Source organism: Bradyrhizobium sp. 18BD (genome assembly GCF_054185225.1).
Window position 1 is genome coordinate 1 of record NZ_JAVAYL010000025.1, and the last position, 14,330, is coordinate 14,330.

General features: G+C 62.4%; 20 protein-coding genes and 1 pseudogene. 14 read left to right on the forward strand and 7 right to left on the reverse strand.

Features of this window, described 5'->3' with window-relative positions; translation table 11 throughout:
* From RAD16_RS34085 to RAD16_RS34100, 4 genes are all read left to right on the forward strand, one after another.
* On the forward strand, window positions 1-254 hold a 254-nt coding region (locus tag RAD16_RS34085), incomplete at its 5' end, for an Hsp20 family protein (RefSeq protein WP_458162237.1).
* Window positions 255-338: 84 nt separating this feature from the next.
* Complete coding sequence (locus tag RAD16_RS34090) at window positions 339-659, forward strand: hypothetical protein (protein ID WP_458162238.1); 321 nt, start codon at window positions 339-341, stop codon at window positions 657-659.
* Window positions 660-679: 20 nt separating this feature from the next.
* On the forward strand, window positions 680-922 hold the full coding sequence (locus RAD16_RS34095) for a hypothetical protein (RefSeq protein ID WP_458162352.1): 243 nt from the start codon (window positions 680-682) through the stop codon (window positions 920-922).
* Entirely contained in the window at window positions 919-1,158 is a 240-nt protein-coding gene (locus RAD16_RS34100; RefSeq protein WP_458159132.1) for a hypothetical protein, read from the forward strand. Before RAD16_RS34095 ends, RAD16_RS34100 begins: the two co-directional genes overlap by 4 nt.
* On the opposite strand, the gene RAD16_RS34105 is transcribed toward RAD16_RS34100, so the two are convergent.
* The 3 genes and pseudogenes from RAD16_RS34105 to RAD16_RS34115 form a co-directional block, all read right to left on the reverse strand.
* A complete protein-coding gene (locus RAD16_RS34105; protein ID WP_458162239.1) occupies window positions 1,159-1,410 on the reverse strand; it encodes a hypothetical protein in 252 nt (83 codons plus the stop codon).
* 127 nt (window positions 1,411-1,537) lie between these two features.
* Window positions 1,538-1,702: pseudogene (locus tag RAD16_RS34110) on the reverse strand (SOS response-associated peptidase); the annotation flags it as partial.
* Between the two features lie 53 nt (window positions 1,703-1,755).
* Window positions 1,756-3,156 (reverse strand): TAXI family TRAP transporter solute-binding subunit, encoded by a 1,401-nt coding sequence (locus RAD16_RS34115; protein WP_458162241.1) that lies wholly within the window; start codon window positions 3,154-3,156, stop codon window positions 1,756-1,758.
* Window positions 3,157-3,367: 211 nt separating this feature from the next.
* Between RAD16_RS34115 and RAD16_RS34120 the strand changes: the two genes are divergently transcribed.
* Both RAD16_RS34120 and RAD16_RS34125 read left to right on the forward strand, forming a co-directional pair.
* Complete coding sequence (locus RAD16_RS34120) at window positions 3,368-3,712, forward strand: DUF1236 domain-containing protein (RefSeq protein ID WP_458162242.1); 345 nt, start codon at window positions 3,368-3,370, stop codon at window positions 3,710-3,712.
* A 92-nt stretch (window positions 3,713-3,804) separates the two neighbouring features.
* Window positions 3,805-4,224 carry a hypothetical protein gene (locus RAD16_RS34125; protein ID WP_458162243.1) on the forward strand — a complete coding sequence of 140 codons (420 nt, stop codon included), beginning with the start codon at window positions 3,805-3,807 and terminating at the stop codon, window positions 4,222-4,224.
* A 63-nt stretch (window positions 4,225-4,287) separates the two neighbouring features.
* On the opposite strand, the gene RAD16_RS34130 is transcribed toward RAD16_RS34125, so the two are convergent.
* Window positions 4,288-4,731: a hypothetical protein gene (locus tag RAD16_RS34130; protein ID WP_458162244.1), complete on the reverse strand. Its 444-nt coding sequence runs from the start codon at window positions 4,729-4,731 to the stop codon at window positions 4,288-4,290.
* A 57-nt stretch (window positions 4,732-4,788) separates the two neighbouring features.
* On the opposite strand from RAD16_RS34130, the gene RAD16_RS34135 reads away from it, so the two are divergent.
* From RAD16_RS34135 to RAD16_RS34150, 4 genes are all read left to right on the forward strand, one after another.
* Complete coding sequence (locus RAD16_RS34135; protein ID WP_458162245.1) at window positions 4,789-5,214, forward strand: hypothetical protein; 426 nt, start codon at window positions 4,789-4,791, stop codon at window positions 5,212-5,214.
* Window positions 5,215-5,302: 88 nt separating this feature from the next.
* On the forward strand, window positions 5,303-5,512 hold the full coding sequence (locus tag RAD16_RS34140; RefSeq protein WP_458162246.1) for a hypothetical protein: 210 nt from the start codon (window positions 5,303-5,305) through the stop codon (window positions 5,510-5,512).
* 131 nt (window positions 5,513-5,643) lie between these two features.
* A complete protein-coding gene (locus tag RAD16_RS34145) occupies window positions 5,644-6,726 on the forward strand; it encodes a glycosyltransferase family 4 protein (RefSeq protein ID WP_458162247.1) in 1,083 nt (360 codons plus the stop codon).
* A 387-nt stretch (window positions 6,727-7,113) separates the two neighbouring features.
* Entirely contained in the window at window positions 7,114-7,626 is a 513-nt protein-coding gene (locus tag RAD16_RS34150; RefSeq protein WP_458162248.1) for a PRC-barrel domain-containing protein, read from the forward strand.
* A gap of 270 nt (window positions 7,627-7,896) precedes the next feature.
* Here RAD16_RS34150 and RAD16_RS34155 read toward each other — a convergent pair whose 3' ends face one another.
* The gene (locus tag RAD16_RS34155; RefSeq protein ID WP_458162249.1) at window positions 7,897-8,124 is read right to left on the reverse strand and encodes a hypothetical protein; all 228 of its coding nucleotides are present in this window, start codon (window positions 8,122-8,124) and stop codon (window positions 7,897-7,899) included.
* Window positions 8,125-8,332: 208 nt separating this feature from the next.
* Here RAD16_RS34155 and RAD16_RS34160 point away from each other — a divergent pair, with 208 nt between their 5' ends.
* The 3 genes from RAD16_RS34160 (at window position 8,333) to RAD16_RS34170 (ending at window position 10,017) form a co-directional block, all read left to right on the forward strand.
* Entirely contained in the window at window positions 8,333-9,439 is a 1,107-nt protein-coding gene (locus RAD16_RS34160; RefSeq protein ID WP_458162250.1) for a DUF1236 domain-containing protein, read from the forward strand.
* Window positions 9,440-9,463: 24 nt separating this feature from the next.
* Window positions 9,464-9,781 (forward strand): hypothetical protein, encoded by a 318-nt coding sequence (locus tag RAD16_RS34165; protein WP_458162251.1) that lies wholly within the window; start codon window positions 9,464-9,466, stop codon window positions 9,779-9,781.
* Between the two features lie 65 nt (window positions 9,782-9,846).
* On the forward strand, window positions 9,847-10,017 hold the full coding sequence (locus tag RAD16_RS34170; protein ID WP_458162252.1) for a hypothetical protein: 171 nt from the start codon (window positions 9,847-9,849) through the stop codon (window positions 10,015-10,017).
* Window positions 10,018-10,263: 246 nt separating this feature from the next.
* On the opposite strand, the gene RAD16_RS34175 is transcribed toward RAD16_RS34170, so the two are convergent.
* Window positions 10,264-10,629 carry a response regulator transcription factor gene (locus tag RAD16_RS34175; RefSeq protein WP_458162253.1) on the reverse strand — a complete coding sequence of 122 codons (366 nt, stop codon included), beginning with the start codon at window positions 10,627-10,629 and terminating at the stop codon, window positions 10,264-10,266.
* Window positions 10,630-10,774: 145 nt separating this feature from the next.
* Here RAD16_RS34175 and RAD16_RS34180 point away from each other — a divergent pair, with 145 nt between their 5' ends.
* Complete coding sequence (locus RAD16_RS34180) at window positions 10,775-11,725, forward strand: sensor histidine kinase (protein ID WP_458162254.1); 951 nt, start codon at window positions 10,775-10,777, stop codon at window positions 11,723-11,725.
* A gap of 804 nt (window positions 11,726-12,529) precedes the next feature.
* On the opposite strand, the gene RAD16_RS34185 is transcribed toward RAD16_RS34180, so the two are convergent.
* Window positions 12,530-14,143 carry an ATP-binding protein gene (locus RAD16_RS34185; protein ID WP_458162255.1) on the reverse strand — a complete coding sequence of 538 codons (1,614 nt, stop codon included), beginning with the start codon at window positions 14,141-14,143 and terminating at the stop codon, window positions 12,530-12,532.
* Window positions 14,144-14,330 lie beyond the last annotated feature (187 nt).

A 14,330-nucleotide genomic window follows, 5' to 3' on the forward strand; every position in this document is an offset into this window, starting at 1 on the left:
ACGTCCTGACGCTGGAAGGCCAGAAGAGCGAGAAGGAGGGCAAGACCTTCCTGCACCGTGGCATCTCGGCCCGCAACTTCAAGCGGCAGTTCACGCTCGCCGACCACGTCGAGGTCAAGGGCGCCAGCTTCGAGAACGGCTTGCTTGTCATCGACCTGCAGCGGGAGATTCCGGAAGCGATGAAGCCGCGTCGCATCGCGATCAACGGTGTCGTGCCCAGCAACGCCACGCAGATCGAATCCAAGGCTGCCTGAGGCCATCCCGCGGACCAACGACCAGGCCGCGCGAGCCTTCCCGCGCGGCTGTCCCCTCAACTCGTCTTGGAAATGGAGGAAGCCATGCGGCCGACGACCGCTCTTCACGACAACGTTGTCGATCTCAACGCCATCATTCATCCCGGTACGGCGTTCGAACATCCTCGCGATGTGGTCTCTCACCTCACTTTGAGCCGGTCCGAGAAACGGGCCGTCCTGGCTTCCTGGGCATCGGACGCTTCCGCGATCGCATCGTGCCCCGCGCTGCGTGCGCCACCCGGCCTGAAAGTGCCGGTGACCATCGACGAGATCTTGGAGGCACTATGCGCGCTGGATGACGGCCCCCGGAATCCGCCCGGCGGCAAGGCGATGCGGCTGCGGCCGATTGAGAGGGCCGCGGCCTAGGAGACGGAGGAGTGAAGAAGATGCTTGATGAGAATCTTGCCCGCATCCGTGCACACCGCAACAACATCCTCCGTTATCGCAGCCTGCTGAAGACGACGCTGTCGGACATCGAGCGCCAGTTCGTCGAGCGGCGCCTATCGGAGGAGAGCTCGGCGCTGGAGGCGTTGACGTCCCGGACGTTTCCCATCGCGCTTCCCTTGCCCCCGAGTCCGAGACTGCTGGACCAGCTTCGGGACGGCATGCCGCGGAGGTCCGCGGCATGAAGCTCGACATCGAAAAAGATCGCCATCCAGGCTACGACATCGTGTTGAAGCCGCGCGGGCGGGGGCGGTGGAAGTGGGCCGTCTGCGGGCCCGAAGGAGGAGCCGTGATGACCGGCTCCGAATCCAGCCGTGCGGGCGCGAGGTACAAGGCGGGGCGGGCGCTGTTCATGTTGCTGTGCGCGAGCGCATCGCGTGCGATGTCAGCCGGCGACGGCAGGGCGGCCAACTCGGGCTGATCAGCACTCCGGACAGGTGTCGCCGATCGATTCCATTACGCTCCGGAGCTCGGCTTGGGCTTCGTCGGGCGAGATGCCGGGTGGCGGATCCCGGCGGGCGATTTCGAATGCGCGTTCGCGGGCGTGCGGGTCGGCCCGGTCCTTTGCCCAGCCGTGCTCCTCGCATTCGTGGATGGCACCTACCTCCTGCAGCACGTTTATGGCCCAGCCGCGCAACGTGCGGGTTGCCGGTCGTCGCTCCTTCGTCAGCATCGAGTTCGCTCCTGCTCGGACGAATCCTTCCGCCCCCATGATCGTTCCGAGCGGTTAGCACGGAGCAGGGATTCGCAATCCGCAGAGCCAGGGCTTGTCCACGTGTTCCGCCGAGCCTGTGCAGAACCTATGTCGTCGGCGCCGGATCTTCCTTCACACCGCGGGCGACGATCTGCAGCGCTCCATCCGGAAGCGGGCGCTGCAGCTTCAGAGCTTCGTCTGTAGGCGCTGTCATCCAGGTCTCGACCTCGTCGGGCGTCGTCAGGATCACGGGCATGGCCTTGGGGTGGATCGGCGCTCTCGACCGCGTTGCAGAAGCGATGACGTTTGGCCTGCCGGGTGCGACTATCGGCGAGAGGCGATGGTTGGTCCCGGCGCCCTTGGTTCGATGGGGCCGCCCTGCAGCGCCGCCCGCCTTTCCGCGACCGCATGATCGAACAGTTCAAGGGCCAAGCCGAACGCGGCCAGATCCTCCGGTTCGATGGCTGCCTCGTCGTAGCACTTGAGGGTTTCGCCGATGATCGCGTCGACCTCCCGCTGCGATGCCAGCAGATCCTGTTCGGACCCGGCATCGCGAACTTCCGAGACCACGGTGAGAATGCGATTGCGCTGGTTCGTGTTGTCGTCGCGTTCGTCCCGGTTCAGATACCGACGCAGCCAGGCGGCGGCCGAACCGATCCCGGAAAGCAGAAGCAGAGCAAACCAGAAGTAGTCGCTGTACTTGTCCAGAAAGGTCCGCTCGGTGCCGTTGATGACAGCTGCGGCGCCTCTGTGCACGGACGGCTCTGCCTCCTTCTCCGTCTCGGGCTTCGTGATGTGCGCGGCGCCAGCGACCCGTTGCGTGATCGTGTCGCGGACCGCAAAGAGCTGCCGATAAAAGGCGGCCGCCTTGGTTTCGGACAATTCTTTTCTGGCCAGGATGAGATGGTTGACGCTGATGGTGTCGATCTTGTCCTCGGGCCAGGCCGGGTTGGCGTTGAAGACGCTGGCGGGGATTTCCTCGGCTTCGTAGCGGGAGTGCCGCAGGGCGATCGCCTCGGACGCATCGATTGGAAGAAACTTCGGCGCTCCGCGCCCTCGGGACGTCGCGGCCATGGCCGCGGCCGTGATCTTGCTGTCGAGGGGACCGACGGCGAGATACGCGTCCAGCGTGGTGTCCTGGGCAAGCATTTCGATCTCTTCGGTCCCGAATTGAGCCGTGGCAACCTTGTCGGGTTGCACGCCCGAGCCCTCCAGAATTGTCCGTAGGAGCGCGACGTTGGCGCCGGTCTTTCCGATGATGCCGACCTTATGCCCCGCAAGATCGGCGATCTCTCCGATCTTCGCAGCGGCCTTCTTCTTGGAGTCCTTGCCTGCGCGTCCAGACGGCGACCATATGACGACGTAGTTCTTGCGCAGCACGGCCAGCGTCTGCGCATCAGCCGGCATAGCGAGGTCGCCGCGACCGATTGCCAGGTCAGTTTTGCCGGCACCAAGGAGGGCAAGGGATTCGGCCGCTCCGGCGGTGGTGACAGGGGACAGTCTAACCGTCCTGCTTTCCTCACCGAAAGCATCCGCCATCGCGAGGACCACCTGATGGTCCTCGCTGCCTGCGGGGCCGACGGCGATCCGGAATATCTCGGGCTGAAGGACGTAGAGCAGGGCGGCCGCAGCGGCGCCAAAAACGACGAACCCCAAAGCCAAGAGGATCAGCAGCCTTCGTTGGCGTCGGTCGGGAGCATTCCTGATTAGGTCGGATGGTGACATCGGCAGAACCTAAGAGAACAAACGTCTGCTTGCGAGCCACGAGCGCGCCGCCGTTAACTTTGGCGAACCACTGTCAGTCCGGAATGTTCCGTCGCGCGGGAGCTGCCCGTGGATTCGACCGCGATGCAATACTCCCTTCAACTACCGATGGCGGAACCTTGCCATCATTCGTGGGTTCTCGCATGCCGCATATGGCGGCGAGGAGAACGACATGAACATGCTTCTACTGACGACGGCGATGGCCGCGCTGATCTCGACGGGCGCGATGGCGCAGTCGACGGTCGTCACCACCACGGGCACTGGTCACGCTGCCGCCGTGCAGATCGAGCCGGAATACCGCACGAAGATCCGCACCTACGTCACCGAGCACAAGGTCCGGCCCGTGCAGACCCGCGAGAAGATCGTCGTCGGTCAGCCCGTGCCTCGCGAAGTTGAACTCGAGTCCGTGCCCGCCGATTGGGGTCCGTCGCTCAGCAAATATGGTTACGTCTACTCGGGCGAACGCGTGATGCTGATCGATCCGTCGACGCGCACGGTCGTCCAGGAGATCGACTGAATCCTCCCGGGCGGGGCGCTGAAGCAAGCGGCCCGCCCGTGTCCGCTCCGGCCCCGGCCGATTCCTGTTTCCTTCCTTGCAAGCGGCCGTCCATGCCGATCATCCGATACTTCGTCTTTGTCGGCGCGCTACTGCTGGCCCTGCTCTTCGCTGCGGACCGATACCTGCCGACCCCTGTCGAGCGCGCGGGCCCCTCCGATCCGGACAGGACCATCATCCGGATTACCTCGGCGAGAAGCCTTCCGGAGAAGATCGTGTTCGATACGCGTCCTCGCGCCGATGCGCCGATGATCGCGCAGGCCGATCCAATTCCTGAAGAACGGCAGCACGTGCGCGAAGCCATGGCTGCAATGCCAACAACACCTGCCGTCGAGGTGAAGAAAGAGGCGCCTGTGCGCGCCTCCGCAGGGTCCCGCCCGCAACCGAAGCGATCGGCAAAGCTACAAAAAAGGACGCGCGACCGACGTCTCGCCTTCGAGCGGCACGACCCGTTTGCCGGCGGATGGTGGTGAGCGGAAAACCTGCAATGGCCTAACGGAAAAAGGCCGCTCCCTCGGGGGCGGCCCTTGTTGCCTTCAGGTGCGCCCGGCTCTCACCAGTGGCGGTGGTGCCGATACCAGTGGTGGCGAACGACCGGATACGATCCGCTGGTAGTAGGCGTAGGCCGGCCGGACGACATGGCGATAGCGATAACCGTAGGACGGCGCCGTGTAGTAGGTCGTGGTGTAGCCTCCGCCCCAACGATAGGGTTCGTCGTATCCGTAGTCGTAGGCATAGGGCCCGCCATAATATCCGGCACCGTAGTAGCCGGGGCCGCTGTAGTAGCCATAGCCGGGCCCCCAGCCATATGCCGAGGAAGCAAGCCCGCCAATGACGGCGCCCGCAACCAGGCCGCCGGCGATGCCCGGTCCCCAGCCACCCCAGCCGCCTCGCCAGTGAGCTTCGGCGGGAGACGTCGTGGCCACCGAGCTCAGACCAAGAGCGCCGACCATCAGCGCCGACATTGCAATCTTCTTCATCGAGAATCCTTTCCATTGCGCGCATGCCCCGCCGATAACGGGAAAAACAGGCAATGGTTGCTGCTGGCCCCCGGCGGCGAGAGGCAATGGGCTCGGCGCCGGGCAACGTCACTCGAAGCTTCGAGCTTCGACAACAACATCCACGTCGGAGAGGAGTTCGATCCGATGCTGCGGCGCGAGAGCCTCCACAGGGCTCCGCAAGAAAAGCGCCTTGCCGCACGCGTGCCCGATCTCGATATCTTCTCGCAGGCGCTGGTCGAGCGCCTGAACGGCGGCTGGCGGATCACCGACAAGGGCTGGACGGTACTCGACTTCATTGAGAACAGGTCTTCCGGGCCGCAGACGGAACGGGATGCTCCTGTCGAAGATCTCTCGACCACAGAGCCCGCGCCCAGATTTATCGCCTCCACAAGGGTTGGCCGCAGCCAACGCCTGCAGCGCCGCAGTGCGGCGCGAGCGCGAGCGCGTGCCAAGGCGTCCTGACCCTTCGTCTAAGGATCGGGAAAAAGCAGAAACTTTCGCCATCGCGTTGAGTTAGCAGCGACAAGATGCGATCGCTTGGAGCGTGAGGATGGTCGACGAAGTCACGGTGAGAACGGCGGCAGAGACGGCCTGGACCGTGTATCGGGCGGCGCGCCCTGACGTCGACGTTCAGGACAGCCGCCGCTGCCTGCTCGAGCGCTATCTGCAAAAGGGACGGGACGAGCGAGAGAGCGATGCCGAAGAACTCGCCAGCTTCGAGATAGCCTACCTGCATCAGCTTCCCGAAGACGAATGTTGACGGGTATGAAGACGTTCGTCGCGCGCGTTGCTCGCGAGAGCACAAGGCCCGGTTGGTCGCTGCTCGCGATTTGGTACCTCATTTCTGCGGCCATCGTGATTGCCCTGCGGTTCGCGGTCGGGGCCTAGCCGATGCGGATTGCCCAGCTTGCTCCATTGGCCGAGAGCGTTCCGCCGAAGCTTTATGGCGGCACGGAGCGCGTGATCGCCTGGCTCGTCGACGAACTGGTCGAGCTCGGACACGACGTCACCCTGTTCGCGAGCGGGGATTCGAAGACGAAGGGAAAGCTCCACCCGGTCTGGCCGCGCGCGCTGCGCCTGGGGCGGAGGGGCGCGGATCCGAGCGCCACCTGCGCCCTGTTGATCGAAGCGATCGCCGCGCGCGCGGGTGACTTCGACGCGATCCACTCCCACGTCGACTGGCTCCCTCTACCGGTGCTGCGGCGGACAGGCGTCCCGTTCCTGACGACGATGCACGGCCGGCTGGACCTTCCGGGTCTGTCCGATGTGATCGGGGCTTTCCCGGACGCCGCCTTCGTCTCGATTTCCGACAACCAGCGTCGACCGCTTCCAGATGCGAACTGGCTCGCGACGATCCAGCACGGGCTGCCCAATGATCTGTTTAGGCCGTCCTACGAACGTGGTTCGTACCTGGCCTTTCTCGGGCGGCTGACGGCGGACAAGGGACCGGAAGCCGCCATACGCATCGCACGCGCCGCGCGGATGCCGCTGCGGATAGCGGCTAAGATACCTCGCGCGGAGACGGCCTACTTCAAGAAGAAGCTCGAGCCGAACATCGACGGCGGGGAGATCCAACTTGTCGGCGAGGTGGACGAAATCAGGAAGCAACCGTTCCTCGCCGGGGCCGCCGCCTTGCTGTTCCCGATCGAGTGGCCGGAGCCGTTCGGGCTCGTCATGATCGAAGCGATGGCGTGCGGTACGCCCGTGATTGCCTACCGAGCGGGTTCGGTGCCCGAAGTGGTGGAAGACGGCGTCACCGGCTTTATCGTGGACAACGAGGAGCAGGCGATCAGGGCGGTGAACGAACTGGGTCGGCTGGACAGAAGAGTGGTCCGCGCCAGGTTCGAGGAGCGCTTCCCCGCGAGGCGGATGGCGAAGGAGTACGAACACCGATATCGCGAGCTGCTCGGTCGCGGAGAACGCGAGGGATACGAGAAAAAGCCAGTCGGAACAGCCTCGGAGTCTCTTCGTTGAGTCGGCGATCAGGAGGCTCGCATGAACATCGTTATTTCCGCGACGGCTGCTTTTGTTCTCCTCGCAACGACGGCCGCGCCTGCGGCCGAAGTGCCTCCTCCAAAGCCGAACGCGGCTCGGGCCGACGACTCAGCGAAGCAAGCCGAAGACTGTTTCGAAGCAGGTTTGGCCGCATTTCTCGCAGGCTTGCCTCCCCTCCGAGGGTAGCGGCGTTTCCGTACGGCTCGTGACCACCGAACGTCGGTAGCTGACTTGGTCCGGACCTCATGAAGTATGGATCGAATGCTTTGCGGAGCGTTCTGAAATGTTGGTCGGGAACATGTGGCAATCGCGGGCGTTGGGGCCCGGCATCTGAACGGGTGCAGCTCACGTTGAAGGAGATAATCGATGAAAGGCTTTCTTGCCGTCGCTCTGCTTAGTACTGCCGCGATCGGCGGCGTTGCGTTCGCGCAATCCACTCAGCCGGCCGATCGCGCTGCGCCGGCGGCCGCCGCTCAGTCTGCCGATGCGAAAATGGCGCTCAAGGGCAATTGGCGCGCCTCGAAGTTGATGGGCCTGAACGTCTACAACGAGGCCAACGAGAAGCTCGGAGACGTCAACGAATTGCTCGTCGACAAGACCGGCAAGATCAACGCAGTGGTAATCGGAATCGGCGGCTTCCTGGGAATGGGCGAGCACGACATCGCCGTGTCCATGGACAAGCTGAAGTTCGTCGAAGAGCCTGTCCGGACAAGCTCGACCAGCACCTTGACCACGTCCCGCGAAACGACCACCGGCGCGGCTTCGACCAACACGACGAGCCGCAACGCGAACGATTGGGTGCCCGACCATGCCGTCATGAGCGGCAACAAGGAGCAGCTCAAGGCGCTCCCGCAGTTCAAGTATTCGGATTACCACTGACAGGATAAAATGTCCTTCGAGTTCGAGGGCCTCCATCTGGAGGCCCTTTTCGTTTCGGATCCCGCGTGCCGAAGCAAAAACGGCCCGCCCGGTATGCCGGGCGAGCCGTTCGTACGAACGCGTGTTCGCTCAGTGCATGTGAACTATCCAATAGCCGACGCCGCCAACAACGAGCACGGCGGGAACGGCCCATAAAATCAGTACAGGCATCTTCTCCTCCAATTGCTGTCAGAACGTTTCGCCAGGCCGGCTCGGCCCTGCGATAGCCGTTTACTGTTCGGTGCAGACCTTGGTGGTCTTCACGGCGGACTCGGCCTCCGTGTTGGTCTTGTAGACGCCGTCGCCAACGACCGTCGTGGTGGTCGTCGTCGGCTTGGTGTCGACGACGGTGCACTTCTTGGTGGTCGCGTCGCGAACGATGTAAAACTCGGCGGCGCTCGCGCCCTGGGTACCGAGGGCGAAAGCGGCCAGAGCGCCGCACACGATCAGCTTCTTCATGGTGTCCTGCTCAAGCAGTTCGTAAGTAGTCACTGCCAACGAGGAGGCGTGGCCGAAGTTCCGGTTCTTCCCGCCTCCAGACGGTGCGTACCATTTCGCTACACTCCGTCGGAGGAAGAAATTCGGGAATATTCGTTGCCTACATTTCCCGGATAGGAACTGCACGACGCATTAGTGGTTTGGTCGACGTCCACTTAGGAGGTTTCAGATGAACAAGCGTTTATTCTTGGCTACGACCGCTTTAGTCGCCCTCGCGACTTCGGCATTAGCGCAATCTACTCCTGGCACGTCGAACTCCAGTCCGTCCGCGACGCAGCGTCAGCAGGATTCCACATCGACCACGTCGCCATCGACACCGACCACGTCACCCGGTGCGTCGTCCGGGTCCGCGCAGACCAATCCTCCGACGAATTCCGCCCAGACGCAGTCTCCGTCCTCGACCGGTCAGACCGCGGCGGGCGGGTCCAACTCCGGCAGCGGCACCAACACGACGCAGGCGCCTGCCTCGAACAATTCGACCAACCAGGCTCAGACCAATCCCTCCAGCCAGAACACGACGCCCTCGAACCAGGCGCAGACCAACTCGCCGTCGAGTACGAACAATCAGACGCAGAGCGCCAATCCGCCTGCCTCGGGCGCCAACCAGGCGCAGTCGCCGACGGGGAGCGGATCGACGAACACCGCGCAGCAGCCGAACAATCAGCAGACCACGGCCGACCGTTCGTCGAACACCAACGTGAATGCTTCGCTGAACATCAACGATCAGCAGCGGACCCGCATCAGCGCGTCGATCTCGCACCTGAACGTGCAGCCCCTCACCAACGTGAACTTCTCCTTGTCGGTGGGCACCGTCGTTCCCCGTGATGTCCGCCTGCAGCCGCTGCCGGCCGAGGTCGTCGAGATCGTGCCCCAGTATCGGGGCTACAACTTCGTCCTGGTGAAGGACGAGATCGTCGTCGTGGAACCGTCCACCTACAAGATCGTGACGGTCCTGCCGTACTCCGGCCGCTCGACCGCGTCGGCGCCGGCGCGCACCGAGCAGCGCAAGGTAACGTTCAGCGACCGCGATCGCGAGGTCGTCCGCAAGCACGCCAACGCGCGCCCGATCGAACGCGAGCGTCGCACGACCGGCAGCACCGTCCGGACCGAGATCCGGACCGGCGAGCGCGTACCGGAGGGCGTTGAGATCGAGGCGTTTCCGGAAGAGGTCTATCGGGATGCTCCGACACTGCGGGAGTACCGGTACATCAACCGAGACAGCCGCACCTACATCGTCGAACCACATGAGCGTCGCGTCATCGAAGAGATCGATTGATCCCGCAGCGGAAGGAGAAGAACCATGAAGACCATCGTGCTGGGAGCGCTCACGGCAACCCTGATGGCGGCGTCGGCAAATGCCGCCCCGTTCGCGCCTGCGGCCATCGCGTCGACCGAGGTTAGTGGCGTCGAGCAGGTCCGTCTCGTCTGTGACGAGTATGGCCGCTGCTACCGGACCCGCGGCCCCCGCTACGTCCAGCGCTACTACGGCGGGGACGACGGGTATGTGGTTCGCCGAAGCTACGGCTACTACGGCGGCCCCGGCTACCACGATCGCGGCTATGGCTACTACGGCGGTGGCCCGAGCATCGGCTTCAGCTTCGGCACCCGGAGCTGGTGAACTCGAGAAAGGGGCCGCTCTTCGAGCGGCCCCTTCGGCATTATGCTCGCTTTCGTGGAGAAGAGATGTCTGCTGTTGCGAAGCTCCTGAAGCAGAAGGAGGAGCTGCTCGCGCGCCTCGACAACGATCCGGGCCCGAACGAGCGCACCGAAATCCAGGCGCTCCTCGCCAAGATCGAGACCGCGCTGAAGCTGCTCGGCGCCCAGGATTCCGCCGCTGCCCAAGCCGACGAATAGCACTCAGCGAGCGATTTCCCTGAAGCTAGTCCCGATGGACTTCCTGCTGGGATGAAGGCCCCAGCTCGGGGGGCTTGGGGGCTATGAGCTGGGGCCAGTTCGGGGTCGCCCCTTGGGGGGCCAGGGGCACTGGGGAAACTTGGCAGTGGCGTTCTCGTTCCTACTCAGAGTGGTGTTTAGTCGACCTGAGAGGAGGCGCGCAGCGGAAGCTTCGATTTGATCGGTGAGGCGCGGCTGCTAGAGAAGCTAGGGGTTGGGTGTGCCCTTGGCCTCACCGAGCTCCTTGACCATCCGCACGATCTCTTCCGGATGGAAGGGCTTCTTCACGATGCGGCTGCTGGGGACGGGGCGTGGCGTGACGGGTGAGAAGCCGGTGGCGTAGATGACCGGCAAATTCGGATACTGCTCCCGATAGCGTTCCGCGATCTGCCACCCATCCACCTGTCCGGGCAGCCTGACGTCGGTGACCAGCACATCCACGACGCGGCGTTTGCACCAGGCCAGCGCCTCCTCTCCCGTGCTCGCGTGGATCACGTGATAGCCTGCCTCACGCAAGGCATCGACGACGAATTCGCGGATCAGCGGGTCGTCTTCTACCAGAAGTATGCTCACTGTTGGCTCTTAAAATCGCTTGCGTCATCAAGCAGTCGAACGGCGCAACGGGTCGGTCGTTCCCTGATTCGGTGGAGGCTTGCACGAGAGCCGGGTCGTTGCTTAGAGTCGAGGAACGGCTGTCCGGACAGACGGTTTTTTGTTTATGAACAGGCTCTACCCGCTGGTTCTGGAGCATCGGCTTCCGACTCCCGTTCGGTACGGCATCTCCGCGAGCATCATGCTGACCAGCGCCGTACTGCAGATGGCGCTGCAGATGCAGACCGGCTCGCCGGGGTACTTTCTTCTGCTTCCAGGCGTGTTTCTTTCCGGCCTGATCTTCGACCGCGGCTCCGGAATTTTCGCAGCCATCATCGCGGTCGCGGTAGGCGTCTACGTCAGCTATGCCGGTGGGAACGGCATTGACTATTTGGCGACCAATGCGCTCTTCGCGATCACTGCAGCCGGGACGGCCGCCGTCGCCGAATTTCAACGCGCCGAACTGCAGCGGGTAGTCCTGGCGGACAAGACGAAAGCCTTGCTTCTGCAGGAGATGGCCCACCGGACCAAGAACAACCTGGCGATCCTCGGCGGGATGATCAGGTTGGAGGCAAGGCACGGCGGTTCCGAAGCTGCGGCCGCGCTGGAAGCCACTGCGCGCCGGCTGCAGGTGATGGCGGAGCTCTACGACCACCTCTCGCCTAAGCGGGACTCGCGCTCGGTGAACATGCGCTATTTCCTGAACGACGTCGTCGAGAAGGTCTTCCAGTCCTTGGCTCCTTCCGGACCGATCGCGTCCCAGGTGGTCTGCGACGACATCGACCTCGCGAGCAAACATGCGCTTGCTATCGGCACGATCACGAACGAGCTGGTGACGAACTCGATTAAGTACGCTTTTCCCGGCGACAGACCCGGCCACATCCCGGTTACGTTCTCCAGTGGCAGCGGCATCGAGCTCTCGGTCTCCGACAACGGCGTAGGCCTCCGGGAGGGGGAGCAGCCGGGCGGATTGGGGTCGCGGATCGTTCAGCTGCTGGCCCAACAGCTGGAAGGCGAAACTTCCTACGACAGGCTCGATCCTGGCCTTAGGGTCCGGGTCCGGGCACATCCGCGTTAGATGTCCTTAAGCGGAGCGCTTCACCAGTTCCAACGTTCGCCTACCGAGAGATCGGATTTCATACCCACAGACGGGCTGCTTTTCACGTTTGGGCGCTATTTTTTCTGACCGACTGTTTTGCTTGCTCTTGATGCGATGTGAGGGACGCCAGTTCTCTGCTTGCTTGAACTCTCACAAACACCTCTCAATCAGCCAACGCGAAGTTCAAACCAGCGCGCACGGGTCGGACGCAAACGAAGACCCATGGAGCGCACTCCGTTCTCCCAAGGGACGCCGCAATGAAATCGCAACGAATTGGGCGAAACGATCGTGAACAGAACGCGACCGGCGAGGCTGCCGTATCAAGAAAGTCAATGACTTAGAAGATCCTCACTGCGTTCGGGACGCAGGGCATCCCTCAGTCAGATCGCAACTTGAACCGAATGTCGGTATCGGTGGTTGCGCCTCCGGGATTTGAACCCGGTTGGGATCAATCAGGCAGCGTTCGTGCGAACGGCGGTTTTTGGCGGGCTGACGTTGCCCCACTCGCGAGCTACGATGCCCTCCTGTAAGAAAACAAGGCTTCTGAAATAGTGGGTTTCACGATGTAACGGACCCCCGCTACCAAGCGTGACCCACTATTCTCAGGAGTGCGTTTCGGACTGTACAACATTGAGAATTGCGGTTTCGAACGCACGCTCGACGCAGTGAACCGATGGCAAATCGGGGGCAATGACCAACATTCGATATTGTTGCGGCGATCTCGAAACCTCCGAGACGACAAGAGCCATTTCCTCAAAACACGCGGCGGAATACTTCAGGGCGTTAGTGTAGAGGCGTTCCGCGATCTCCACCGCTTTGGCCAGTTTTCGACACGAATTTGCGGTCACCCCAATACCGACTCCGATATCGCTGTTCCCCGAGAAACCTTACTTCACGCCCGGCGGGTGTATTGTCGAGATGCTCGACATTGACCCCGTCGCTGAGTGGAGTTCGCTCCAGCAGTCCGCGAAAGCAGGCCGTGTGGCGCCGCTTGATTGCATCCGCTTCGCCAAGTTCGACGAGCTTGCCCGATGCATAGGAGCGGATGGCATTGAGCAATCTATAATTTGTGGTGTCCCCGAAGGGAGTCACCGCAACAAGCGACTTATTGACCAGGTTCGCGAGCCCGTCGATGACTTCCGTATCGTCAACGCCTTTATCCGCCGCGACCGCGATGGCGTCCTCTAGTGTGAAGGCGCTTGAAAAGGTCGAGAGCCGGCAGAGGATCAATCGCTCAGGCTCGGATAGCAGATCGTAACTCCAGTCCAGCATTGCGCTTAGAGTTTTATGTCTGGGTGGTGCCGTGCGTCGGCCGGTTCGAAGCAGGTTGAACCGATCGGCAGGGATTTCTAGGGTTTTTTTCAGACCCCAAGCGTTGACGCATCCCGCGGCAAACTCAATCGCAAGAGCAATTCCGTCGAGCCGGCGGCATATTTCGCCAACAACGGGGGCATCCGCATCACTCAATTCGAAGCCGGTCCCGCTGGCGGCCACGCGCTCAACGAATAGCTGAACTGCCGGGAAGTCCAGCGCGCGCTTCGCTGAGAGCCCCGCTTCAGCAGGGGGCCCGCCCAGCAGGGGCAACCGATACACAAATTCGCCCCTGACGCGCAATGGTTCCCGGCTCGTCGCCAAAAGATGAACCCGCGGCGCTTCGATAAAGAGACGTTCGGCCAATGCCGCTACGGTCTCGATCACATGCTCGCAGTTATCGAGAATCAGCAACATCCGCCGGTCCTGCAGGAAGTTGATCAGGTCGGGAGTTGGGTCGTCGGGTTTGATGCAAAAACCGAGGGCCGACGCGACCGCGCTCGGCACGAGAAGTGAATCATTGACGGATCCCAGATCGACGAAGCAAACGGCGCCCGCAAAATCCTCCATCTGCCTGTGACCCACGGAAAGAGCGATGGTCGTCTTGCCGATGCCGCCGGTTCCAACGACGGAGACAAAACGCCCAGCGACCAACTGCGCCAATGGTTGTTGAATCGCTTCATCACGTCCTACCGTTCCAGCCGGGCAATTCGGCAGCTTGCATGATCCATCGTCCACTCGCCGTTCGCCATTTGTCAGGACTGTTGCGCTAGAACGGGAGACGGGTGCCACGAAGCAATAGCCCCGCCCGGAGTGCGTGGTCACATATCTCGCTCCCGCCTCGCAATCCCCGAGTGCCTTGCGAAGCGAAGCGACGTGAACTCTAAGGCATCCTTCGTCGACCGTAACATCCGGCCAGACATGCTCCATCAGATCACTCTTACTGACAATTGTTCCGGCGCGTTCGACCAGATGCGCCAGAATATCGAAAGCGCGACTGCCGAGACGGAGCGGAGTGTCGCCTTTATCGAGTCGCCTCTGCTTCAGGTCCAACCTGAATGGACCGAACGAGGTAATGTTGTTCACCTGAGGCTCTGTCTGGTTGCTCGTCCGCATACTCTGATCCCTTCTCGAGTAGGCAACGGCGGATAGTTCGGGCCTGGAAACCACACCAATAGCTCGGGTCATGAATGGTTGTGCCGGCTGCGAACTATTCCCTTTGCATGTCAATAGGGAGCGACGAGTCTCCCGAGGCGTCGGCGATACTAACGCC